Raw genomic sequence first — 22,526 nt, 5'->3', positions numbered from 1 at the left:
GATAGATTTAATCGATTATTACTCTTTTGGCAGATCTAAGTAATTTCTATTTACACGAGTTGAGGCTATATAAGATGCCACATACCCTAACACAGTAATCGATAAAAACACAATGACAACATTGTAAAAGTCAAATTCAACAGGATAGGCTAACCCTTCTCGAATCATCAATAAACTAAATTTTTCTTGTAAAAGAACCAATAGCACACCTAAAAATATACCCATCACACTACCAACAATAGTGATAATCAGTCCTTGATATAGAAACACACGCTTCAAGCTTTTCTGCTCAACCCCTAAGTTAAACAGCGTACGAATATTTGCTTGTTTCTCTAAAATTATCATAATCAATGCACCCACTAACGTAAATAGAGCCATGATAACGACCAAGACAAAAATTAAATAAACTACAAAATTCTCCGTATTCAACATGCGATACAAAGCATCGTTTAACTGAATTTTATTCTTAACCAGAACACTTGTCCCAAAGACTTGTCCCAACAATTTCTTTGCTTCTCGCTCAGATACTCCTTGAGTCAACTTCAGCTCCAAACTGCTAATATGTCTATCAGAAAGACTTAATAATTGGCGAACCTCATCTATCTCAGCAAAAATATACTTGTCATCAAGCTCATCATTAGATACATAATAGACTCCCACAGGAAAGAAATTCTTGCGTAGAAATCCAGACTCAGGGTTATCAATAACCCCTTTTCCAGGCTTAATAGCTATTGCTTCAAAAGAGTTTTCATTATCATATAACCCCAAAGAAAGTAGTCTAGCTACACCTAGCCCAACTACACACTCTTTGGTATCATATTCAAGCCAATTGCCGTACTCAACTTTTTCATCATAATCACTCACATAGGTAAAATCAGAATCTACCCCTTTGATATAGACTACCGTTTGCTTTTCTTTATAATTGATAAGCACCCTATCCTCTATGACACGACTAACACCTTCAAAAAGTCCTGACTCCCACAACTGCTGCACTTGATTATCTCCTACGAAGAAGCTCTTTCCTTCCTCAGGATAAACCTTTAAATCAGGATCTAAATCATTGACAAATGATAAAGAATAGGTACGCAACCCACTAAATACAGATAATACTACAAACATCGCAATAGCACTCACAATTATACCAGCAGAAGCAATTGCTGTTATAATATTAATCGCTTTATTCTTACTTTTACTAAAAGCGTATCGCTTAGCGATGTAGTACGAGAAGTTCAATTATTTCTTTTTTCTTTTTTCCAATAAATCACGGTTTTCAATTGGGTTTTCATCCCCTTTTAATGCCTTATCGATTTGGTCAATATACTCTAAGCTATCATCTATATAGAAGTTTAAATCTGGTACTTTTCGCAATTGATGTCTAACGCGTTTTGCTAATTCATGTTTAATTAAAGGCGAATTAGATTGAATAGCTTTCAACAACTCCCCCCCTTTATCCACAGGGAAAATACTCAAATATACTTTAGCTATAGATAAATCTGATGATATATTAACTTTAGAAACAGAGATAATCAAATTTGATATCCCGTTTTTACGCACTTCTCCTTGCAAAATATCAACGATATCATTTTGCAATAATGCCCCCATTTTTTTCTGTCTATTCGTTTCCATGCTGCAAAAATACAATTTTTTAAATTGCAAACTTTGTTATATTTGTATATCACCCAAAAATAAAGATATGAAAAAGATTGAACATATAGGCATTGCTGTCAAAGACATAAAAGCCTCTAACTTATTATTTGAAAAACTATTCAATACACCCGCATACAAACAAGAAACAGTCGAAAGCGAAGGAGTAACCACCTCTTTTTTTCAAACAGGACCGAACAAAATAGAACTTCTAGAAGCAACAAATCCAGATAGTCCTATCGCTAAATTCATCGAAAAAAAAGGTGAAGGTATTCACCATATCGCTTTTGAAGTAGATAATATAAAAGAAGAAATTCTACGTCTGAAAGCAGAAGGATTCTCAGTAATAAACGAAACACCCAAAAAAGGTGCTGACAATAAGCTAGTTGCCTTTCTTCACCCAAAAACGACCAACGGAGTCCTAATAGAATTATGTCAAGAAATTAGATAATTTTGTTTTTTCTCTTGCAAAAACCAATAAAACGCAGTAATATTGCACCCGTTAAACGCAGCTTTAACTGGTCCTATAACTCAGTTGGTTAGAGTAGCTGACTCATAATCAGCAAGTCCCTGGTTCGAGCCCAGGTGGGACCACCACGAAATTTTACGGTCAAGAGACCGGTCCTATAACTCAGTTGGTTAGAGTAGCTGACTCATAATCAGCATGTCCCTGGTTCGAGCCCAGGTGGGACCACAAAAGAACCCTTCAACAATTTGTGTATGAGGGGTTTATTTTTTTAGGGGAGTTCATTCAGGAAAAAACTTTAGTTCATTCCTTAAAATTTTGATCAACTTACAATACAATATACCAGACTCTAAAAAACGATTTTGCGTACTTTAAATACATAGTTCAAAACTGAACTTCACTTAAACAATTGAGTAACTGAAACTCTATTTATTATTAACAGATCAATTTATTCTAATTCGTCAACACAAGTTGAGCGACTTATAGACTATAATCCCCATAGCACTATATCTTAACCACACATTCTTGACCTATACGTGCAGTATGCGTGCACTTTCCTTGCCAAGAACATGTTTCTGGGCTACTATACTGCACGTATACTGCAGGCATAGCACAAGCTTGGCAACAAAAGCCCTATTTTCTACCTAAGTTTCAGGTGTTTTAAAAGACTAAAGTATGTATGCCTATATAGGCAAATATCGATCTACTCCTTCCTTTTAGTAATAGAATAGATAAGAAGAAAAATGTTTGAAAATAAAAAAAACGATTGACTGAAACAATAATTTGCTATCAATTCTATCGGTACAATATGATAGTCACTACCCTTTAGCCTATTCATGATTAAGAGGAAATAAAACGACTGTTCAGTGACTCACTTATTACATATTTGACCTAACACATAATATCATTATAACTTTACGTGAATAACCACTGCTATACTAATTGTAAACTTTTATGATTTAAAAAAAAGACGTGACGAGATGTAATTCAACCAAAGAAACAATAGGTTTACTTGACTTCTTTAATAAATGAAATCACCTTTGTTTCATCGTTAAAACCTACAATTATATCATAAAGCCCATAGTATTTTGTGTTATTCAACGTTTTAAGATAATTCTTACTCCCTATTAACAATTGCTGTTTGTAATGATCATAAGTAGGTGAAAAAGTTGTTTTGTAAAAAATTTTAAAATACACAGAGTCTACAACTATTGTAATATACTCCTCTCCTAAGGAACTTTTCTTCTGAAAAGCGGTTGAGTGCTTCCCTTCTTTTTCTCTGCTACCAAGTACGGCAAATCGAAAAAGTTCCAATTCTTCCTTGATATTACCCATATCCTGTGTATCTATGTATTCAAAGAATTGAGAAGTCATTAATTGCTGAGCACTTCCCTTAAAAGTACCACCTATAAAAAATATTACAATCAATAAGAAGAATGATTTCATTTAAGCCGTATTTTTAGTTAATTACAAACTAAAATACTATACACAATCTAATCTAGCAAAAAAATCATTCGAATTTATCTCTTCCATTAACCATCCTAGAAACTATACCGCGCTCATAAGTAAACTCAGCAATGAGGATTCCTATAAAGTGTAAACCAAGAAAGATGGCAAAATAATAAATCGATGCTTTATGAATATCTTTTACCAAGTTTACATACTTCGTAATACCGAATTCCAACATCAAACCAGTGATTAACGAAACAATCACACTCAAATAAAAAACAATATACACCAAGCGTTGAAAACGAACTTTAAAAGTAATATTCTGTTTGAAAGGATTTTGAAAGTGAATAATATTAAATATACCTGCAAAGATACGAATAGCAAACAACCCTAATAATACATAACCTAGGTAAATATGCCAACGCCACATCGGATAGCGAATAGTCTTAGCCATATTAATAGCATCACCTTTAGAGATACTAATATCGTGCTGACTAGCATAAGACAGTATCAGTTCACTCATCGCCGATTTATTAAGCCAAGTCATACGAAGTATAATCGTCAATAGTAATAATAACATAACTATCGCTATTGACCAATGCATCAATCGATAAAAAACACTATATCCTTTTGTCATCTTATATAATTCCTACTACATTTCAAACCATTAAAATACAAATATAATATGATTATAAATAAATAAAACTCATTTAATTAACAATACAAAAGAATTAAACCCCATACAATAAACACCTATATCAAACGTTATAAGAAATCAAAGGAATTGTGTTTGAACGAAAAACTTTCTTTTTAAATTCGAGTAGATAAAAAGGAAGCAAAAGCAAATTAACATACCATTATTTATTATAAATTTGTAATATTGATTTTAATTAGGGAAAAGAAAATATAAAAAAAATTGGAATGAAAAGAATATTTACCATACTTCTAGCAACCATTGCTATTACCTCTACCTCATTTGCTCAAAATGGAGAAGATAAGGAGACCTTAAAAGCTGAAAAAGAAGCCGAAAAAGAGATTCGAAAGGCTGAGAAAGAACTTTTAAAGGCACAGAAAAAAGCTGAAAAAGAAAGAGATCAGAAAAAAGAAGAAAATGTAATCGTAGAATATACAGATGTCAAATTAATTTTAGACAACCAACAAGAATTAAAACTGACAAACGAACAAGCTATAGCTTTCAATATCAAAAATGAATACATCAAAAGAGATCTTTTTACCATAAACAGTAATAAGATAATGCACCCTATTGAAAAAGAAGCTCGTGTACGAAAATTATTTGTATCGTATGAGAACTTTATTAGTAGAACATTAAACAAAGAACAAATCGATCAATGGGCTATTATCAAGAAAAACAATACCGTTAAAGAAGAGGAAAAAGACTTAAAAACTGTTCTAAGAGATTTAAATCACGAATATAAAATAGAAACAAAGAGGATATACAAACAATACAAATACGATCGCAAAATCTACTACGCACAGCGAAATATTGCTAAAAAAGCTTATGAAACGCAAAAACGTGATCTTATAGAAGAATACCGAAATAAAGAAAATGGTATCGTAGATGAAGAAAACAGAGTATTGACACTAGAGGAAATTGCTAATCTTTACAAAGATTACGATGAGTACTATGACAAACAGAACAATACAAATGCACTAGATTATTTAGACATCAAAGAAGAACAATATGATGAATATGGTAATTTAATTAATACTCAACCAATCAATGAGGAATTATACGACGAATACGGCAACTTAATTAACAAAGAACCGATTAATGAAGAGCTATACGATGAGTATGGTAATCTAATCAACCCAGAGCCAATCAATGAGGAACTATATGACGAGTATGGTAACTTAAAGAAAAAATAACCGACTTAAGGTCAAGCAAAAAAGGAGATTGTACAATCTCCTTTTTTTATGCACTACTAGTAGCGAGTATCACTTTTGAGGTAAAAATGTCCGAATTAGACAATAATTCAAGTATATTAACCAAGTTATGTTTCATTTTTTTAGCGAAATTTGCACAAAAAGAAGATTATGTCATATTTAAGTAAAGTAATAGGAGGAAAATGTCCTAACTGTAATAAAGAGAAAATATTTCACGATAAAGGAAACCCAATCACTTTCCGCATGCCTAAAATGACAAAAGAATGTAGTTCTTGTGGATATAACTTTCACCGAGAGACAGGATTTTACTTTGGAGCAATGTATGTAAGTTATGCTTTAACAGTAGCAGAAATGGTAGCAGTTATGGTGATCCGTTTAATTCTAAACAGTGCATTTGGACTTAACATAACTATGCTTCAGGCATTTATAGCGATTGTCGTTTTAGTATTTGTTTTATGGACGTTCAACTACCGAGTATCAAGAATCATGTGGTTAAATATCTTTTATAAAAAAGATGACGAATAGGCTAGGATTATTAAAATAAAAGTTATTATATTTGCCCCACGAAACGCAGAAACGGGTGTAGTTCAAGGGTAGAATAGCGGTCTCCAAAACCGTTGATGGGGGTTCGAATCCCTCCACCCGTGCACAACGAAAAAGCTCCTTTACAATTGTAAAGGAGCTTTTTTTATTCATAACGTTTTTGAAACTCTTTAGGTGTACAACCAGCCCTTTTTTTAAACACTTTAGAAAAATAAGAATAATCTTCATATCCTAAATCTAGGGCAATTTCAGAAAAACTTTTACCTGTGTACATCAACATACGCTTTCCTTCCAGCACTACGCGATCTAAGATTATATCCGTTGTCGTTTGATTCACCAGTGTACGGCATATGCGATTAAGATGCTTTTGCGTCATATTTAATTTATTTGCATACACCGCAGCCGACTTTTCAAAAATAAAGAATTTCTCCAACAGATCTTCAAAGGCTTGAAAATGGTTGTAATAAGCTGAATTGTACTGCATACTCAACGTTTCATCTGTCAGCAATTTTCGATTGGCCTCAATATAAAATAACGAAACTAGATTTAACAGCAGCTGATTCTTTTTCCATTGCTGCTGTAAAAACTCTTCAACCATCAGCTGAAACCATGTCGATATACTCATTAATTCCTTCCCTGAGACATAGAACCCATTAGGCGCAAAAACAGAACGAAAAACAGGGTATTCTCTTATGGTCTCACGAACGTAATATAAATCAAAAAACTCTTGCGTATGGAAGAAAATATAGCCATCTATATCCTCTGACAATACCCAGCTATGTGTTTGCCCAGGTGCCATCATAAAAACACTCCCTGGAATCACATCATAAGTATTAAAGTCTATTTCGTGCTTACCACTACCCTTAGTAAACAACATACAAACATAAAAATTGTGCTTATGTGGCTTAGCAATGTGTTCGTGGTTTGTCATTAAATGTTTTGGAATCGTATTCGCATAAAAAACACTTCTATTTTGATCATGCGTAAGATCTCCCATTTGCAATACAGTAATGTCACTCATAGACAATAAAATTAGAATATACTACTCTTTCATCTTCCATCTAGACTAGACAAATATTGAAGTAGTCTTAGAAGTAAATACAAAAATAGAAGATAAAGACGAATTTACTTCACAAAATAAAAAAGATCCTATTGAGATAAACCTATAAGTCATATACTTCCATTTTTAGTAAACTTTCTTATCTTTAACCCTAAATCAAACAATCGAATGAAAAAGATATATACTTTAGTTGTACTGTTAGGACTATTCCTAACGATAACCTCATGTACAGGTTCTTCTCGTTCTCAGAATAACTTAGCAACACTAGACAAGAAATCAGCAAGAGAAGTCTCTTTAAAGTCAGTAGCAGTAGGTGATAGTATCTTCCACATCACTGATCAAAAAGTATGGGCAAATGGTCAGTTAATCATCGAAAAAAGAGATACAATAAAAACAGTCAAAGAAGTAAAAGGCTGGAATAATGAACAAATCACGACATTAGTGAAGGCACCAATTTATGTAACTGTTGAGTAATTATGAATAGAAAGAGTAGTAAAGCGGTAAGTCTAGTTTTAATCACAGCAGCCTTAGCTTCATGTTCAAGAGTGAATGAACCAAAAGAAGAGGCACAACGCGTATATATGCGAGCAGATAGTACTGCACAATACACCGAAGTAACCGATCAGTATCAAAACCAACGTTCACATGGTGGAGGAATGGGAAGCGCCTTATTATGGTATATGGCATTCCGTCCAATGATGGGCGCTGGTATGGGATATACGAGTAATGGTTTACACCCTCAGTCTAATGTAGGAACTAACACAGCTAAAGCAAATGCTGTAAAAACAACGACACGAGGAGGCTTTGGAAGTACTTCTAAAGCAAAGTCAAGTGGCGCAACTTCTTAAGCAACACCAATGAAGATTAAATACCTAACGGTTGATAGAGAATGGAAAAAACGATTAGAAGATAATGGTTTTGGCTTCCATACAGACGAAAACAATATTCCTTATTGGATCGAAGAATATTACTATAGTATTTCTGAAGACTTTGCTGATGAAGTTTTTGAGGCAACTGCTGAATTGTGGACAATGTGTCTAGAAGCAGTGGAACACGTGATCAGCAACAAACTATATGATCAGTTTCACATCCCCTTATACATTCAAGAGCACATTGAGAACAGCTGGGAGAATGACTCTCCAAGTATCTATGGTCGCTTTGACTTTGCGTATGATCACAAGTTAAAACAACTCAAAGTACTAGAATTTAATGCAGATACACCTACTTCACTCTTCGAGACAGGAGTCATACAATGGCAGTGGATGCAGCACTACTTTGGCTCTAGAGTAGATCAATTCAACTCTGTTCACGATCAGCTAATACATACCTGGAAAGAAATCAAGCCCTATTTAAAAGGTCATATACTACATTTTAGCTGTATAAAAGATCATTTAGAAGACTTAACAAACGTAGAGTACCTAAGAGATTGTGCGATACAAGCAGGAATACAAACCAAACTAGTCTTTGTCGAAGATATTGGTTGGGACGGAGAGACATTTACTGATCTAGAAGATGAAGTAATCACAGATATATTTAAGTTATACCCATGGGAATGGCTGATATACGAGCGGTTCTCACTCCATATTCCGAATGATATAGCACAGGCCAATTGGATTGAACCATCTTGGAAACTATTGCTTTCAAACAAAGCAATATTGCCAATTTTATGGAAACTATACCCAAACCACCCATTATTATTAGAAGCCTACTTTGATGAGCCACATAGAATGAAAGATTATGTAAAAAAACCTTTCTTATCCAGAGAAGGTGCAAATGTAACCTTGTACAAAAATGGGCAAATCGTTGAAGCAACACCTGGAGAGTATGGTGATGAAGGATATATTTGCCAAGCTTTGGCTAATTTACATCAAGAAACAACAGGCTATTCAATAATAGGTAGCTGGTTAATTGGACAACAACCTTGTGGGATCACTTTCCGAGAAAGCAATCAACTGATCACCACGGACAAAAGTAGATTTATACCTCATATAATAGAATAAACAATTCATAAGCTGATAGTCTTGAGCTATCAGCTTTTTTTGACCACCACCTCATCAAATAACATATTACTAATACACCCTATATTTATCACAGCCTATGACTCCTGAATTTATCTATGATAAAACTTACTCAGATACTACCTTTGATCTAAATGCAATCTCTTTTAAAGAATTTGAAAATTGTAAATTTATCAACTGTGATTTTACACAATGCTCATTTCTAGCAACGTTATTTATAGATAGTGATTTCATTAACTGCAACTTTAAAGAAGCGGCTATTAATTATGTTGGTTTGCGATCTTGTCACTTTAATCAGTGTAATTTCACCAATGTTAATTTTGCTCAGATCGACCAAACTATCTATGAGTTTACCTTCACAGATTGTAATTTAGAGTTTGCTCAATTCTATGGGCTTAAACTAAAAAAACAACTCTTCACTAATTGTAGTCTGATTAGTGCAGACTTCATGGAAACAGACCTAACAATGGCTATGTTTGACAATTGCAACTTGTACCGAGCTGTATTTACTAAGGCTATTGCCGAAAGAGCAGACTTCTACACCAGTTACAATTACGATATTGATCCTCAATCTACTAAACTTAAAAAAGCAATCTTTTCAAAAGATGGCTTAGCTGGTTTATTATCCAAACATCAATTAGTCCTAAAATAGTAAAATTCAATATTAATTTCCGTAAATTAGAATCGAATTCAACAGAAATTAAGAAATGGCATTTAAAAAGAACTTCCTCAAAATAAGTGGTCTATTCCTTTTCCTCCTTGTGCTATACACATTGGGGCAATATGCTTTTGACCGCTTTATACGACGTGAACTTCCAAAAATAATTGCAGAAAAAAATCATACACCATACGAATTTACTTATACAGGAATCAACTATTCTCTAGCGTTAAGGAAGCTAACACTTGAAGGACTATCAATAAAACCTAAGAAAGATAGCCTAATCATAAATGAAACAAAACTTGACGGAACAGTCTCTTCAATTGAGATACAAGGAGTTGAAATATGGACACTCCTTAAGGAACACAGACTAAAGGCTAATTATATCACGCTTAATAAGCCTACACTTACCCTATGGAAAGCAAAAAGGGATAGTTTACAAAGTAAGAAGTCTGTACAAAAAACAAGTGAAATTGACCTAACTCAGATAAACATAATACAAGGTAAATTGCAATTCATCGATCGCAAAACTCAACAGACAAACACCTCATTAGACAATGTAAATATTGCAATTCAAGAAGTAAAATTTGACACGACTGATGATCATCAAGGTCTCCCCTTTACTTATGAAAAATTAAATATACAATGGGATACAATGTATCATCTCATCGATGAAAAGCGATACCTGACAACACAAGAAACAAAGCTAACTAAACATCAGTTAGACATTCAGCACTTCAAGGTTTATGCAAATGACAGCATAACAATAAATGGCCGCGAACCAATGCTATGGATTCCCGATTTACACCTTACTGGAATACAGTTGGCACTCGAAGACCAAATTAAACTTGCAATCGATGAAGTCAAAGCTACTACTGTAAAGCTTACGATACCTTCATCAACAAAGGAACAGCCAAAGACAAATAGTATAATTAAAAAGAACACGAAGCCAAAAAACAATCCTATAGAAATAGCAATTCATCACGTTGCTATTGATAGTATTGAAGCTAAGAAAGATAACATTTGGGCATTAAATAACCTAAACGTATCTCTAAAAGAATTTAGAAAGACATCCACAGATACTATTCACATCCAATCCCTGAAAACACAAGGTGGATGGATACAATTGCAGGCTAATAACAAAAAGAAAACGACCAATGCAGTAATTAGTAACAAACAAACGCTAGACTTACCAGATATAACAATTGACTCAATCAATACTACAAATACTCGTCTATCTCTACGCAATAACAAAAAAGAGATACTAGAAGTAGAAGATATCAACACAACGTTTCGTAATCTCACCATCAATGGACTAAGTGTACGCAAACAAATTCCTTTTACATTTACTTCTACCTATTTAAAAGCAAATAGAATAACCTATCGAACAAATAAGCACTATGAATTGAAGATTGAAAGTCTTATAAAGGATAATCAACAACTAAGTCTTACAGAATTTTCTTACCTGCCGACCTTATCTAGACAAGGCATGGTCAAAACATTTAAGTATGCAGATGATATCTTTTGGATAAAGGCCAAAAGTGTAAAAATAACAGACTATGAACTAAACTGGGACAGAGGTAAACCGCTTTTCTACGCCAAAAAGTTAATAGCTAATCAAGTAAATGCTAATATCCTTAGAGATAAAACTCCTCCACACAATATGAGTAACAAGCCTCTGTTCAGTAAAAAATTAAGAGACTTAAAGTTAGGGATCTCCATTGATCAAACACTTATTAAAAACTCTCTACTGACCTATGAGGAAACTAGTCCAAAAGCTATTGCCCCAGGAAAACTAACCTTTGGGCAATTTAATGCTACTATAAATCACTTAGTCAGCGGATACAATAAAAAACAAGTACCTAGTACAACAATCGCTGTAGATGCTCAATTTATGAATGCTGCCCCACTTCACGTAGATTGGTCATTCAACGTAATGAATAAAGCGGATAATTTTCGAATCAAAGGAAATATTAAAGACTTCCCTGCTGGTGCAATGCAACCATTTCTACAACCGTATATCAAAGCCTCTACAGAAGGTAGCATTGATGTCGTTACTTTTGACTTTAAAGGAAATGCACAAAGTGCAACGGGTAATTTTGGGATAAAATACCATGACTTGAGAGTCTCACTCTATCGAAAAAACGGAAAAGTAAAACGTCGAACCCTCTCTGCTATAGGTAACCTCATTATTCATAATAATTCAAAAGGAGAGGTGAAGAATGTAGCAATTAAAGAAGTCCAAAAAGTTGAAGAAAAGTCATTCTTTAATTACCTTTGGTTGTGCATTCTGCAAGGACTACGCCAAACAATTTTGTAACTATAATAAAAGCAACATAACTATCAAATGAAAACTGCCTTAATAACAGGTGCTTCATCAGGCATCGGAAGAGCTACAGCTATCGCCCTAGCAAACAACTATCGTCTTATTCTATGTGGAAGAAGATTAGACAAACTCGAAGAGCTTAAAAAAGAATTACAAGCTAAAACAGAAGTACATATCCTAACTTTTGACGTAAGCGACAAACAACAGACATTTGATGCAATTGAGTCATTACCATCCACTTGGAAACAAGTTGATGTGTTGATTAATAATGCAGGTAATGCCCATGGACTAGCTCCTTTTCAAGAAGCTAATCTAACGGATCTAGAAGCGATGATAGACATCAATGTTAAAGGGCTAATTTATGTAACTAAAGCCGTTTTACCTATGATGTTACCACAACACAGTGGACATATTGTAAACCTATCTTCGATTGCTGGAAAAGAAACTTACCAGAATGGTACTGTCTATTGTGCTTCTAAATCAGCAGTTGAAACTATTTCAAAAGGTTTGCGTTTAGATCTAGTAAATACAGGAATTAAAGTAACGAATATTGCTCCAGGTGCAGTAGAGACAGAATTCTCTATTGTCCGTTTTAAAGGGGATAAAAGTAAGGCAGATAATGTTTACAGAGGATACACTCCATTACAAGCCTCTGACATTGCTAATACCATTGCTTATGTAGTAAATGCTCCTGACTATGTTCAGTTAGCAGATATTACTATCTTTCCTAAAGCACAGGCAAGCTCAACAGTAATCAACAAAAACTAAGCAGGCACTTACAATTTTGTATTTCAGTCAAATATGAAAAAAATAGGAAACTTTATTTTTCTTTTCAGCTCATTTTTTGTCACTAGCTGGGGAGCTCCCCTTACTAATCATCATCGCTTGCTGATGGATAAAAGAGCTGATAGTGATACTATAGTCATAGATATCAAAAACGACCCTGACTTCAAATTCACTAATGGCCTTTACTGGTTCCAGGACATGGATTTAGCTTTGTTTGGTATTAAAAAGAAAACAGGTGATTTATTTATTGAGCCCTTGTTTACGGAGATAGAGTCTTTTGTTGACAATATCTCAATAGTCACTTTTGATGACTTACAAGGAGCTATTAATAATAAAGGGACGATTATTATTCCCTTCCAGTACGAAGAATTACATACAAGTAGTGAAGGGTTAATCGCTTTTTACGAAAACGGATTATGGGGCTTCTTTGATACCACTGGAGTAATAGCTATTGAGCCAACCCTAGAATATGTAGGTAGTTTCTCTGATGGATTAGTATTAGCATCAAAAGACAATCTTTTTGGTTACCTTGACAAAAAAGGGAATGTAGTTATCCCGTTTCAATATGAATATGCTAGTAACTTTGAAGACGGCCAAGCCCAAGTAGAAGTTAAATTACAATCTTTCATCATTAACAAAAAAGGTATTAAAATTGCCGATTTATAAAAAACAATAAGGGAGCTCTATAGGCTCCCTTATTCTTCACTTCTCGCTTTATTTACTAACTGTTCATTTCTCGTTGAAAAGAAAATACATCAACAACTCGAAGGATAATCTTCTTTTTCATTACAATTTATTATAGTCCGTTATAACGAACACCAACTGAAAACCATCTACCAGGCATTGGAACAGCTCCTGCCTCAATAAACGTGGTATCAAATATGTTTTGAGCATCGATATACATATTATATTTGTCTAATGTATAATTCAAACGTACATCTGTTACCCAATAACTCTTATAGCTTATACGCTCGCTATAGCGATTTGCTAACGTTGCATTAAAATTCTTATGCGAGTAGTTTACCGTAGCTACTAACTGGTTTCTAAGACTTTCAATTGCATATTTTGACAATTTCGTAGGGTCACTATTTTCAATTTTTGGATCCAAGTATGTATAAGAAAGTCCCAAGTTCCATAAAGAAGCATTACTACCCAGTTGATAGTTTACTTTAGTATTTACCCCCTTTGTCTTATTTTTCATCGCATTATACGGTTGATAAGGATTAGAAGTATCAACGCGAATCCAATCAATAAAATCATCTATATCTCTATAAAAAGCAAATGCTTCTGCTGTGAAGCGATTCTTTTGATATTTACCTCCTATCTCTATTTGATAGGCGCGTTCTGGTTCTAAGGCAGGATTACCAATATTTCCAGGTCTTTGATCTAAATACAAATCGGTAAAGCTTGGTAATCTACTCGCTGTACCTGCGTTAAACAATACTTTCCAATGATCGTTAACAATATAGCTTGCATCAATACCAGGAAAGAATTCCCATCCATATTGTGTATTGTAATTGATGTATGCTCCTACATTAACATTTAACCGATTAAAAAACTCTTTTTGCATCTCTGCATACAAACCATAGTTAACTTTACTGTGATCTCCAATATTGGTAGAGTTAATCTCTTCATAGCGCATTTCTCCTCCAAATGATAATTTAGCAAAGTCTGTCAAATACTCTCCTCTTAGATTTGAAGTTATCGCATGCGAATAGTGTCTACTTCTCGCTCTGTCAAGGTTATGCCTAAAATAACGGTAATCGTCGAAATTATAGCGATAAGCAACACTAGGCAATAGTGTAAAACGATCATTTAAATAATGTCTGGAACTAATATTAAACATCGTTGTCGATACAACTTCTTTAGACTCCTTATCCCCTGGAGCTGCATAAAAACCATTTGCTCCAAACGAACTCCTAGCATATCCTCCTAAAACCATTATACTGTTATTCTCATTTGGAATAAAATTACCCTGATAAAAGGCTTTATTATTGTGAAATGCTGTATTGTATCGATATCCGTTACTAGAGTCGTGACTACCAAACAACATGTGATTACTCTTTTTGCCAACTAAAGTACCTCCTACTTGAATACCTCGACCGTTATAAACTTCTCCATGGTCATTTTCTTTATCTTTTTTGAAGTTAGTACCTCCGTACAAATGAGCAAATACTCCATCTTTTTTAGGATTCTTCGTAACTATATTTACAACCCCTGTCAAGCTATTCACTCCATATAAACGAGCTGAAGGTCCGCGAACAATCTCAATGCGTTCTATTGCCTCAAGTGGAATAGGAATATTTAAACTATTATGTCCTGTCTGAGGATCAGAGATCTTCTGTCCATTCAACAATAGTATATTCTGTTCGAAACTTCCTCCATCAATACTCAAATCCGCTTGAGTACCAAATGGTCCACGTTGGCGAATATCTACCCCTGCACTATAACTCAGTAGCTCATTTACAGAGGACACTGGCAATTGCTTTATTACTTGTTGGTCAATGATGGTAATATTTCTATTTTTTAAAGTGCTCGGCAATTGTAAACGCTGATTATAGATTACAATCTCTTCTATATTCGTTGTCTCAGTTTCCTTTATCCCTTTTGTTTTCTCTCCATTTTCTTGTGCAAATACCGCCAAAGAAGTTAGAGATAACATGCTCGTCAAAAAAAGTGTTCTCATTGTACAATTAATTCAAATAGTTATTCATGGCAAATGTAATGCTCTTAAAAACGCTTCAGGTAGTCCGGTTTACTAATTTATACTAGTCCAGTATTTGTGCTAAAACTCTCATAGCTATCCATGAATTGTAATGCTTGTACAAACAATAAAGATGCACATATTGTGATATTAAAGATACTAGGGGTATAAGAAAAACAAAAAATATTCTTAATTTCGCCCTTATTTTCTTAAAATGAAAAAATTATACTATATCCTTTTCTTAAGCTCAATTTTATTTTCTTGTAAAGACCAAGGACAAAAGCAAGGCTTAGACGAACAGCTTTTAAATGATGTCAAAGATATCGTTATCAAACAAGTACCTGTCAAAGTTGATAGCCTTTTATTGGTTAAACAAAAAAAAGAAATCATCGCCTTATACAGTGCAGATAAACCTGAAACACTGTGGTATGACAATACCAATAGACAACAATACATTAATGTAATTGAAAACAACTACAAAGAGGGTATTCTGCAAAAAAAAGGTCTACACATAGACAGTTTGACTTACTATCACAAAATGTATGAGGAACTAAACCCATTGCAGAAAGCACAAGCCGATATACTATTTAATACAAGCTTTTTGAAAAACGTAAACAACTACTACAATGGAGTCGTTAACCCAAGAAAGATTTCAAAAGAATGGGACCTAAAGCCTAAAGAAATAGATGCAAGTGCATATTTATTAAGTGCGCTAAAAAACAAAACAATTACACAAGCCTTTGATAGTCTAAGACCAACTCATCAAGTATATGGATCTCTAAAGCATAAGCTGGAAGATCTATATAAAATACAAGAAGATACTCTACAAGCCATTACTCAAGACCTTGTACTCAACGATACTATTGAAGGAATTAAAACCCTAAAAAAACACTTGAATTTTATTTCAAGATTAAGTGATTCTATTGCAATAGATGATATATACAACGAACCTTTAAAGTCATCTATTGAGAAATTCCAATCAGATAAGAAACTAACTGTAACAGGATTGCCTTCTGCTGATCTAGTCAAAGCTGTTGTAAATGAAGAATCTAGAATTAAAGAAAAACTAATTCTCAACTTAGAAAGATGGAGATGGTTTCCACACGATTTAGGTGAGAACTATATACTGATTAATATACCTGATTTTTCTTTAGTTACAGTAGCTAAGCAGGATACTATTCGTTCGCATAAAGTAATTGTAGGTACAACGAAAAGAATGACTCCAATATTAACCTCTAAGCTAACGGTCATTTCTATTAATCCAACATGGACTGTACCACCTACTATTCTTAAGAATGATGTTACTCCAAAGGCTATTAAAGATTCCACTTACTTTAATAAGCGTAATTTTACTATTTATGAAAGAGCAACAGGAAAAGAGATTTCTCCAGAAAACTGGAACGCTGAAAAATATGGATCTTATCGCTATGTACAAAAAGGAGGGCCAGGAAATACATTAGGCCGAATAAAGTTTATGTTTAACAACAATCACTCAGTTTATTTACACGACACCCCAAACCGTGGTTATTTTAATAGAACCAATAGAAATATGAGTTCAGGATGTGTACGTGTCCAAGATCCTTTTTCACTAGCTGAATACATCTTCCAAGTACAAAATAAAGATATCTCAGAAGAAAAAATAAAAGAGGTACTTGATTCTCATGAAACGACTAACTACGGTGTTTCAAAAACACCAATCTATATTCACCAACTATATTGGACAATACAAGTCGATAAACACGGAAAAATAACTGAATTTAAAGACGTTTACAACTTTGATAACGATCTGTATAAACGATTAAAATAAGAGTTTAAAACTACTCCAACAATGACAAAGCCAGAATTGATTAATTCTGGCTTTGTCATTGTTGGCAAATATAACTTATGTCAAGTAAATCTTTGAAATATAATTTGACTATACAATTGACGATCTCGATATATAATCATTACTAGGGAAGTAGATAAACAAACATGAATGATCCTTAATCAACTCAATCAATGTTCTGTTTACTTCCATTGGTACAGCTGGACAGCCATAGCTGCGTCCTAACTTCCCTTGTCTTTCTACTAATTCTTCTGAAGCATAATCCGCTCCATGAACTACAATCGCTCTACGTCTAGCATTATCATTTATTCCTTTTTCTACACCATCTAAACGCATCGAAAAACCATTACGTCCCATATATGTTTCACCTGTAATATAAAATCCAAGACTACTCATATGAGAATTAACTCTGTTTGAAAATGTTGTAGCAAACTCGTCACCTGTCTTCCTTCCGTGTGCTACATAAGATTGAAGCACTACTTCATTGTTGTTCATGTCTATAACCCATAAACGTTGCTTAGACGAAGACAAACTAAAGTCAACAATTGTAAGCTTTGCATTCTGAATATTACCCTCTTCAACCATTTTGTAATATCCTCTTAACGCAGATGTAAAAACTTTTAAAGAAGGAGCCTCATACGAATTTAATTCAAGTGAGTTATAAGTAGAAGTTACAACTTCTTCAAAACTGTCATCACTCTTTGTTTCTCTATTAATTTCCATCACATTTTTCCAACGCTCTTCATTTGTAATATACGTGTCACTATGATAATTTGCATTTACAGTCCATATAGAAGAAAAAACAGCTGCAATTAGCCCGACATACTTTAGTTTCATTTCACTTGATTAAATTGTTTAACACATCTACTTACCTAATAAACGTAAAGTTAGAAATTATCTTATAAGTTCATAGATAATTTTTCTAAACTATGAAGAAATTTTTGCATGAAGCCCCCTCTTACCTTTCTGTATAAATTGAGAATTTTTTTTTTGATTCTTGCACGTTTTTTTTATGATCGGGATATGATAAGGAGGTGGTCGGGATATTTTTAGTCAAAATCTCCCGACCACCTCCTTATCATATTCCCTACACTTCCCTTTCAGGAACAAACTAAAATTGCAAGAATTTTTCCTTTTTAGATTTGACTTTATGCTAATTTACAATTTACATTAGCGGAAGTTATTATAGATACTTATAATATAAAATGGCAGGTTGAAACAATATTTAAGACTCTCAAAACAAGTAGATTGATCAAAGTAGATAAACTCTTACAAAAAATTATCAACCTTGAAAAACTAGTCATATTAATGATGATTACTTCTGTATGGCGCTCTAAAAATGAAGACTATATAGACACTAGCAAACCTATCCCAATCAAAAATTACAGTAATAGATTTACTGGTGACTTTACACCTAGACTTTACACCTAGACTTTGCTACCTAGACTTTGCTACCTAACTAGGTTTCACGCTCTAATACAAATACGATCATTTAAATATCAATTACTTCGACTATTTGTCCAATACATAGTATAAAAACAAACTAATCAGTACAAGGCTAACTTCAAAATAAAACTAACATTTAAATAAAGTATTTAGCTCATTCATTATGCACTTCGGCTAAGGAATACGTAACTTTGTACTACATACACGATTAAATATTATATAGCTATGAATAAAAAGGTAATCTTAATGATTTTAGATGGTTGGGGACAAACACAAGATCCAAAAGTATCAGCTATCGAACACGCAAATACTCCTTATATTGATTCTCTATATCAAAAATATCCAAATACTTATGTTCTAACAGATGGTTTAAATGTAGGTCTTCCTGAAGGGCAGATGGGAAACTCTGAAGTTGGTCACATGAACCTTGGTGCTGGTAGAATAGTCTACCAAGACTTAGTAAAAATCAATATGGCTGTTGAAAGTAATGATATTGCAAAAGAAATTGAATTACAAAATGCCTTTGAATATGCTAAGAAAAACAATAAAAAAGTTCATTTCTTAGGTCTACTTTCAGATGGTGGTGTCCATTCGCATGAACAACACTTATATGGATTAGTAAAAGCTGCTAGTGACGCACAAGTTGAAAACGTATTTATACATGCTTTTACTGATGGTAGAGATGTAGATCCAAAGTCAGGTGTTAAGCACGTAGCAGAGTTAGAAGAAAAACTCGTTGGCACTACAGCGAAATTAGCTTCTCTCGTAGGTAGATACTACGCGATGGATAGAGATAAAAGATGGGAACGCGTTGCTCTTGCCTACCACTTACTTGTCAATGGACAAGGAACTCATGCTACTAATCCAGTCGAAGCTGTACAACAAAGTTATGCAAACGACATTACTGATGAATTCTTAAAACCAGTAGTAATCGTTGACACAAATGACAAACCAATAGGTAATATAGAAGCTGATGATGTGGTAATCTTTTTCAACTTCCGTACTGACCGTGGACGTGAATTAACACAAGTACTTTCTCAAGAAGATTTCCCAGAACAAGATATGCACAAATTACCGTTGTATTTTGTTACATTGACAAACTATGATGATACCTTTAAAAATGTTCATGTTGTATATGACAAGGCAAACTTAGAAAATACACTAGGTGAAGTACTAGAAAAACACAATAAAAAACAAATACGCATTGCTGAAACTGAAAAATATCCACACGTAACTTTCTTCTTCTCTGGAGGTAGAGAATTGCCATTCGACGGAGAGCAACGTATTTTATGTCCTTCACCCAAAGTAGCAACTTATGATTTAAAGCCTGAAATGAGTGCTTATGATCTTAAGAATGCACTTATACCTGAATTACGTAAGCGAGAAGCTGACTTTGTATGTCTTAATTTTGCTAATGGGGACATGGTAGGACATACGGGAGTAATGAGTGCGGCTATTCAAGCTTGTGAAGCGGTAGACCAATGTGTGAAAGAAGTAGTAGAAACTGCTATTGAAAATGAATACACAGTAATCATATTAGCTGATCACGGTAACTGTGAAGTAATGATTAATCCTGATGGGACACCAAATACTGCTCATACCACCAATCCTGTTCCAATTATCTTAGTTGATAAGGATATTAAAGAGATTAAAAATGGAGTACTTGGAGATTTAGCTCCTACCATATTAAAGTTAATCGGGGTAGAACAACCAAAAGAGATGACAAGATATTCACTGGTATAAAACAAAAAAGACCATGCTAATTAGAGCATGGTCTTTTTATTTATAAAACACATTAAAAAATAGACATATATTTTATTTACCTGTCAACATTCGCTTTTTCATTTTACTGAAAAACTCAGGAGTTATCCCTAAGTATGAAGCAATCTGTTTTTGAGGTAGAGCATACTTGATAGTCGCATATCGCTGACAGAAGTGCTCATACCTAATCTCTGCAGGTAAAGATAGGTTATCCATTAGCCTTTGTTGATTTGCTACTAATGATCGTTCAATCAAGATACGAAAATACCTTTCCATTTTAGGTACGTGATCAAATAATTTTATTTGGTTTTCTCGCGTTAGTGTCATGATAATTGCATCTTCAACAGCCTCTATATAAGACCCTCCCTCTTTCTGAGATAAAAAACTATACATATCAGCCACCCACCAGTTTGTCGTCGCAAAGCTCATCGTGTGCTCAACAGCCTGTTCATCGACACAATAATTTCGTAAAATACCCGAAAGAACAAATGAAGACGAAACGCAAACCTCCCCTGCTTTCAATATCATTGACTTAGCCGGTACCTTAACTGTTTCGAATGAAGCTAAGACAATTGCTTCTTCTTCCTTAGTCAGGTGTATATGATTTGCTATGTTCTTTAATAATAAATCCACACTAAATGAATAAATTACTCTTTAAAAAGAGTCAATTAATTAACATTAAACAAGTACTTCTCTAATTCTTCTGAATGCTTCTTTCAATTGGTCTTCGCTAGTCGCATAAGACATCCGTACACAGTTTGGATTACCGAAAGCTTCACCTGTTACTGTTGCAACATTTGCTTTGTCAAGTAAATACATTGAAAAGTCATTAGCATCTTTTATATGCACCCCATTTAGTGTCTTACCAAAGAAAGCTGAAATATCTGGGAATACATAGAAAGCTCCCTCTGGAACGTTAATCTTTACACCAGGAATGTCACGTAATAAGCCTACAACTAAGTCTCTTCTATTTTTAAAAGCTTGTACCATCTCGTTTAATACACTAGGATCAGCTTCTAAAGCCGTTATAGTAGCACGTTGAGCAATACTATTGGCACCTGAAGTTACTTGTCCCTGAATTTTAGTACATGCTTTAGCAATGAACTCAGGCGCACCAATATAACCAATACGGTATCCTGTCATAGCAAATGCCTTAGCAATACCATTTACTGTAATTGTACGTTCGTTCAAATTACCTATTGTACCAATACTACAATGCGAACCTGTAAAGTTGATATGTTCGTAAATCTCATCTGATAAAATAAAAACATCAGGATACTTATTCAATATCTCTGCTAAAGCTTCAAACTCTTCTTTACTGTAAACAGATCCACTAGGATTACAAGGAGAGCAGAACCAGATCATTTTTGTCTTTGGTGTAATCGCTTGATCCAGTTGTGCTGGAGTAATTTTAAAATCACTATCAATAGACGTCGTAACTTCAACTGGAATACCACCTGCAATCTTTACAATCTCAGCGTAACTAACCCAATATGGAGCTGGAATAACCACTTCATCACCAGGGTTAATCATTACTTGAGCTACATTGTACAATGATTGTTTAGCCCCAGTAGAAACAACAATCTGGCTAGGAGAATAATTCAAATTATTATCTCTTTTAAACTTTTTGCTAATTGCTTCTTTTAACTCAGGGTAACCATCTACTGGAGGATATTTACTATAGTTCTCTTTAATAGCCTGTATAGCTGAATCCTTAATAAATTCGGGAGCATTAAAGTCTGGTTCTCCTAAACTAAGACTGATAATGTCTTTCCCTTGTGATTTTAATTCTCTAGCTTTTGCAGCCATTGCCAAAGTCTGAGAAGTTGTAAGACTTTGGATTCTATCAGATAAAAACTTATTATTCATGCCAAATACAGTTACTTTTTTATTCTTAACCTACCAAAGGTAATTAATAATACTTCATATTTTCTT

Annotated in this window: 21 protein-coding genes and 3 tRNA genes; 15 read left to right on the top strand and 9 right to left on the bottom strand. The window is 33.9% G+C overall.

From position 1 onward, the window contains the following. Positions 1 to 18: 18 nt before the first annotated feature. Positions 19 to 1,233, bottom strand: a complete 1,215-nt coding sequence (locus GJV77_RS01400) for an ABC transporter permease (protein WP_155034571.1) — start codon at positions 1,231 to 1,233, stop codon at positions 19 to 21. Further along, positions 1,234 to 1,626 (bottom strand): 30S ribosome-binding factor RbfA, encoded by a 393-nt coding sequence (rbfA, locus tag GJV77_RS01395; protein ID WP_155034570.1) that lies wholly within the window; start codon positions 1,624 to 1,626, stop codon positions 1,234 to 1,236. It lies immediately after the preceding gene. Between the two features lie 67 nt (positions 1,627 to 1,693). Between rbfA and mce the strand changes: the two genes are divergently transcribed. The 3 genes from mce to GJV77_RS01380 all read left to right on the top strand — a co-directional run bounded on the left by mce (position 1,694) and on the right by GJV77_RS01380 (position 2,338). After that, positions 1,694 to 2,095, top strand: a complete 402-nt coding sequence (gene mce, locus GJV77_RS01390) for a methylmalonyl-CoA epimerase (RefSeq protein WP_155034569.1) — start codon at positions 1,694 to 1,696, stop codon at positions 2,093 to 2,095. A 69-nt stretch (positions 2,096 to 2,164) separates the two neighbouring features. Beyond that, positions 2,165 to 2,241: transfer RNA gene (locus tag GJV77_RS01385), tRNA-Ile, on the top strand. A 23-nt stretch (positions 2,242 to 2,264) separates the two neighbouring features. Continuing rightward, positions 2,265 to 2,338: transfer RNA gene (locus GJV77_RS01380), tRNA-Ile, on the top strand. A gap of 780 nt (positions 2,339 to 3,118) precedes the next feature. Here GJV77_RS01380 and GJV77_RS01375 read toward each other — a convergent pair. Both GJV77_RS01375 and GJV77_RS01370 read right to left on the bottom strand, forming a co-directional pair. Further along, positions 3,119 to 3,556, bottom strand: coding sequence for a hypothetical protein (locus GJV77_RS01375; protein WP_155034568.1), 438 nt, complete (start codon positions 3,554 to 3,556; stop codon positions 3,119 to 3,121). A 64-nt stretch (positions 3,557 to 3,620) separates the two neighbouring features. After that, positions 3,621 to 4,196: a cytochrome b/b6 domain-containing protein gene (locus GJV77_RS01370; protein WP_155034567.1), complete on the bottom strand. Its 576-nt coding sequence runs from the start codon at positions 4,194 to 4,196 to the stop codon at positions 3,621 to 3,623. A 284-nt stretch (positions 4,197 to 4,480) separates the two neighbouring features. On the opposite strand from GJV77_RS01370, the gene GJV77_RS01365 reads away from it, so the two are divergent. The 3 genes from GJV77_RS01365 (at position 4,481) to GJV77_RS01355 (ending at position 6,111) form a co-directional block, all read left to right on the top strand. Beyond that, positions 4,481 to 5,446 carry a hypothetical protein gene (locus tag GJV77_RS01365; protein ID WP_193563667.1) on the top strand — a complete coding sequence of 322 codons (966 nt, stop codon included), beginning with the start codon at positions 4,481 to 4,483 and terminating at the stop codon, positions 5,444 to 5,446. Positions 5,447 to 5,614: 168 nt separating this feature from the next. After that, the gene (locus tag GJV77_RS01360) at positions 5,615 to 5,989 is read left to right on the top strand and encodes a DUF983 domain-containing protein (RefSeq protein ID WP_155034566.1); all 375 of its coding nucleotides are present in this window, start codon (positions 5,615 to 5,617) and stop codon (positions 5,987 to 5,989) included. A 51-nt stretch (positions 5,990 to 6,040) separates the two neighbouring features. Beyond that, positions 6,041 to 6,111 (top strand) — tRNA-Trp (locus tag GJV77_RS01355). Between the two features lie 41 nt (positions 6,112 to 6,152). On the opposite strand, the gene GJV77_RS01350 is transcribed toward GJV77_RS01355, so the two are convergent. After that, positions 6,153 to 7,028, bottom strand: coding sequence for a helix-turn-helix domain-containing protein (locus GJV77_RS01350; protein WP_155034565.1), 876 nt, complete (start codon positions 7,026 to 7,028; stop codon positions 6,153 to 6,155). A 207-nt stretch (positions 7,029 to 7,235) separates the two neighbouring features. On the opposite strand from GJV77_RS01350, the gene GJV77_RS01345 reads away from it, so the two are divergent. The 7 genes from GJV77_RS01345 to GJV77_RS01315 all read left to right on the top strand — a co-directional run bounded on the left by GJV77_RS01345 (position 7,236) and on the right by GJV77_RS01315 (position 13,521). Next, positions 7,236 to 7,541, top strand: coding sequence for a hypothetical protein (locus tag GJV77_RS01345; protein WP_155034564.1), 306 nt, complete (start codon positions 7,236 to 7,238; stop codon positions 7,539 to 7,541). A gap of 2 nt (positions 7,542 to 7,543) precedes the next feature. Further along, positions 7,544 to 7,915, top strand: a complete 372-nt coding sequence (locus GJV77_RS01340; RefSeq protein ID WP_155034563.1) for a hypothetical protein — start codon at positions 7,544 to 7,546, stop codon at positions 7,913 to 7,915. Between the two features lie 9 nt (positions 7,916 to 7,924). Next, on the top strand, positions 7,925 to 9,067 hold the full coding sequence (locus GJV77_RS01335; protein WP_155034562.1) for a glutathionylspermidine synthase family protein: 1,143 nt from the start codon (positions 7,925 to 7,927) through the stop codon (positions 9,065 to 9,067). Positions 9,068 to 9,164: 97 nt separating this feature from the next. Next, complete coding sequence (locus GJV77_RS01330; RefSeq protein WP_155034561.1) at positions 9,165 to 9,737, top strand: pentapeptide repeat-containing protein; 573 nt, start codon at positions 9,165 to 9,167, stop codon at positions 9,735 to 9,737. Between the two features lie 55 nt (positions 9,738 to 9,792). Beyond that, entirely contained in the window at positions 9,793 to 12,063 is a 2,271-nt protein-coding gene (locus tag GJV77_RS01325; RefSeq protein WP_155034560.1) for an AsmA family protein, read from the top strand. Positions 12,064 to 12,090: 27 nt separating this feature from the next. Further along, positions 12,091 to 12,837: an SDR family NAD(P)-dependent oxidoreductase gene (locus GJV77_RS01320; protein WP_155034559.1), complete on the top strand. Its 747-nt coding sequence runs from the start codon at positions 12,091 to 12,093 to the stop codon at positions 12,835 to 12,837. Positions 12,838 to 12,870: 33 nt separating this feature from the next. Further along, on the top strand, positions 12,871 to 13,521 hold the full coding sequence (locus GJV77_RS01315) for a WG repeat-containing protein (protein ID WP_155034558.1): 651 nt from the start codon (positions 12,871 to 12,873) through the stop codon (positions 13,519 to 13,521). 130 nt (positions 13,522 to 13,651) lie between these two features. Here the strand turns inward: GJV77_RS01315 and GJV77_RS01310 are convergent, their stop codons facing one another. Continuing rightward, positions 13,652 to 15,541 (bottom strand): TonB-dependent receptor plug domain-containing protein, encoded by a 1,890-nt coding sequence (locus tag GJV77_RS01310; RefSeq protein ID WP_155034557.1) that lies wholly within the window; start codon positions 15,539 to 15,541, stop codon positions 13,652 to 13,654. 232 nt (positions 15,542 to 15,773) lie between these two features. Here GJV77_RS01310 and GJV77_RS01305 point away from each other — a divergent pair, with 232 nt between their 5' ends. Then, positions 15,774 to 17,366: a L,D-transpeptidase family protein gene (locus tag GJV77_RS01305; RefSeq protein WP_155034556.1), complete on the top strand. Its 1,593-nt coding sequence runs from the start codon at positions 15,774 to 15,776 to the stop codon at positions 17,364 to 17,366. A gap of 108 nt (positions 17,367 to 17,474) precedes the next feature. Here the strand turns inward: GJV77_RS01305 and GJV77_RS01300 are convergent, their stop codons facing one another. Beyond that, on the bottom strand, positions 17,475 to 18,221 hold the full coding sequence (locus tag GJV77_RS01300; RefSeq protein WP_155034555.1) for a murein L,D-transpeptidase catalytic domain family protein: 747 nt from the start codon (positions 18,219 to 18,221) through the stop codon (positions 17,475 to 17,477). Positions 18,222 to 19,055: 834 nt separating this feature from the next. Here GJV77_RS01300 and gpmI point away from each other — a divergent pair. After that, the gene (gene gpmI, locus GJV77_RS01295) at positions 19,056 to 20,573 is read left to right on the top strand and encodes a 2,3-bisphosphoglycerate-independent phosphoglycerate mutase (RefSeq protein WP_155034554.1); all 1,518 of its coding nucleotides are present in this window, start codon (positions 19,056 to 19,058) and stop codon (positions 20,571 to 20,573) included. Positions 20,574 to 20,645: 72 nt separating this feature from the next. On the opposite strand, the gene GJV77_RS01290 is transcribed toward gpmI, so the two are convergent. Together GJV77_RS01290 and GJV77_RS01285 are read right to left on the bottom strand one after the other, a co-directional pair. Then, complete coding sequence (locus tag GJV77_RS01290) at positions 20,646 to 21,224, bottom strand: Crp/Fnr family transcriptional regulator (protein WP_162521548.1); 579 nt, start codon at positions 21,222 to 21,224, stop codon at positions 20,646 to 20,648. A 45-nt stretch (positions 21,225 to 21,269) separates the two neighbouring features. Then, complete coding sequence (locus GJV77_RS01285; RefSeq protein WP_155034553.1) at positions 21,270 to 22,460, bottom strand: pyridoxal phosphate-dependent aminotransferase; 1,191 nt, start codon at positions 22,458 to 22,460, stop codon at positions 21,270 to 21,272. Positions 22,461 to 22,526 lie beyond the last annotated feature (66 nt).

Source organism: Myroides pelagicus, from assembly GCF_009711055.1.
Lineage (GTDB): Bacteria > Bacteroidota > Bacteroidia > Flavobacteriales > Flavobacteriaceae > Flavobacterium > Flavobacterium pelagicum.
The sequence above is the reverse complement of the archived record's forward strand: the minus strand, read 5'-3'. Positions and strand labels throughout refer to the sequence as shown.

Bases quoted from the DNA above. Each gene is read 5' to 3' on its own strand.
- rbfA (WP_155034570.1), bottom strand. From the start codon at position 1,626: ATGGAAACGAATAGACAGAAAAAAATGGGGGCATTATTGCAAAATGAT.
- mce (WP_155034569.1), top strand. From the start codon at position 1,694: ATGAAAAAGATTGAACATATAGGCATTGCTGTCAAAGACATAAAAGCC.
- GJV77_RS01375 (WP_155034568.1), bottom strand. From the start codon at position 3,556: ATGAAATCATTCTTCTTATTGATTGTAATATTTTTTATAGGTGGTACT.
- GJV77_RS01370 (WP_155034567.1), bottom strand. From the start codon at position 4,196: ATGACAAAAGGATATAGTGTTTTTTATCGATTGATGCATTGGTCAATA.
- GJV77_RS01365 (WP_193563667.1), top strand. From the start codon at position 4,481: ATGAAAAGAATATTTACCATACTTCTAGCAACCATTGCTATTACCTCT.
- GJV77_RS01360 (WP_155034566.1), top strand. From the start codon at position 5,615: ATGTCATATTTAAGTAAAGTAATAGGAGGAAAATGTCCTAACTGTAAT.
- GJV77_RS01350 (WP_155034565.1), bottom strand. From the start codon at position 7,028: ATGAGTGACATTACTGTATTGCAAATGGGAGATCTTACGCATGATCAA.
- GJV77_RS01345 (WP_155034564.1), top strand. From the start codon at position 7,236: ATGAAAAAGATATATACTTTAGTTGTACTGTTAGGACTATTCCTAACG.
- GJV77_RS01340 (WP_155034563.1), top strand. From the start codon at position 7,544: ATGAATAGAAAGAGTAGTAAAGCGGTAAGTCTAGTTTTAATCACAGCA.
- GJV77_RS01335 (WP_155034562.1), top strand. From the start codon at position 7,925: ATGAAGATTAAATACCTAACGGTTGATAGAGAATGGAAAAAACGATTA.
- GJV77_RS01330 (WP_155034561.1), top strand. From the start codon at position 9,165: ATGACTCCTGAATTTATCTATGATAAAACTTACTCAGATACTACCTTT.
- GJV77_RS01325 (WP_155034560.1), top strand. From the start codon at position 9,793: ATGGCATTTAAAAAGAACTTCCTCAAAATAAGTGGTCTATTCCTTTTC.
- GJV77_RS01320 (WP_155034559.1), top strand. From the start codon at position 12,091: ATGAAAACTGCCTTAATAACAGGTGCTTCATCAGGCATCGGAAGAGCT.
- GJV77_RS01315 (WP_155034558.1), top strand. From the start codon at position 12,871: ATGAAAAAAATAGGAAACTTTATTTTTCTTTTCAGCTCATTTTTTGTC.
- GJV77_RS01310 (WP_155034557.1), bottom strand. From the start codon at position 15,541: ATGAGAACACTTTTTTTGACGAGCATGTTATCTCTAACTTCTTTGGCG.
- GJV77_RS01305 (WP_155034556.1), top strand. From the start codon at position 15,774: ATGAAAAAATTATACTATATCCTTTTCTTAAGCTCAATTTTATTTTCT.
- GJV77_RS01300 (WP_155034555.1), bottom strand. From the start codon at position 18,221: ATGAAACTAAAGTATGTCGGGCTAATTGCAGCTGTTTTTTCTTCTATA.
- gpmI (WP_155034554.1), top strand. From the start codon at position 19,056: ATGAATAAAAAGGTAATCTTAATGATTTTAGATGGTTGGGGACAAACA.
- GJV77_RS01285 (WP_155034553.1), bottom strand. From the start codon at position 22,460: ATGAATAATAAGTTTTTATCTGATAGAATCCAAAGTCTTACAACTTCT.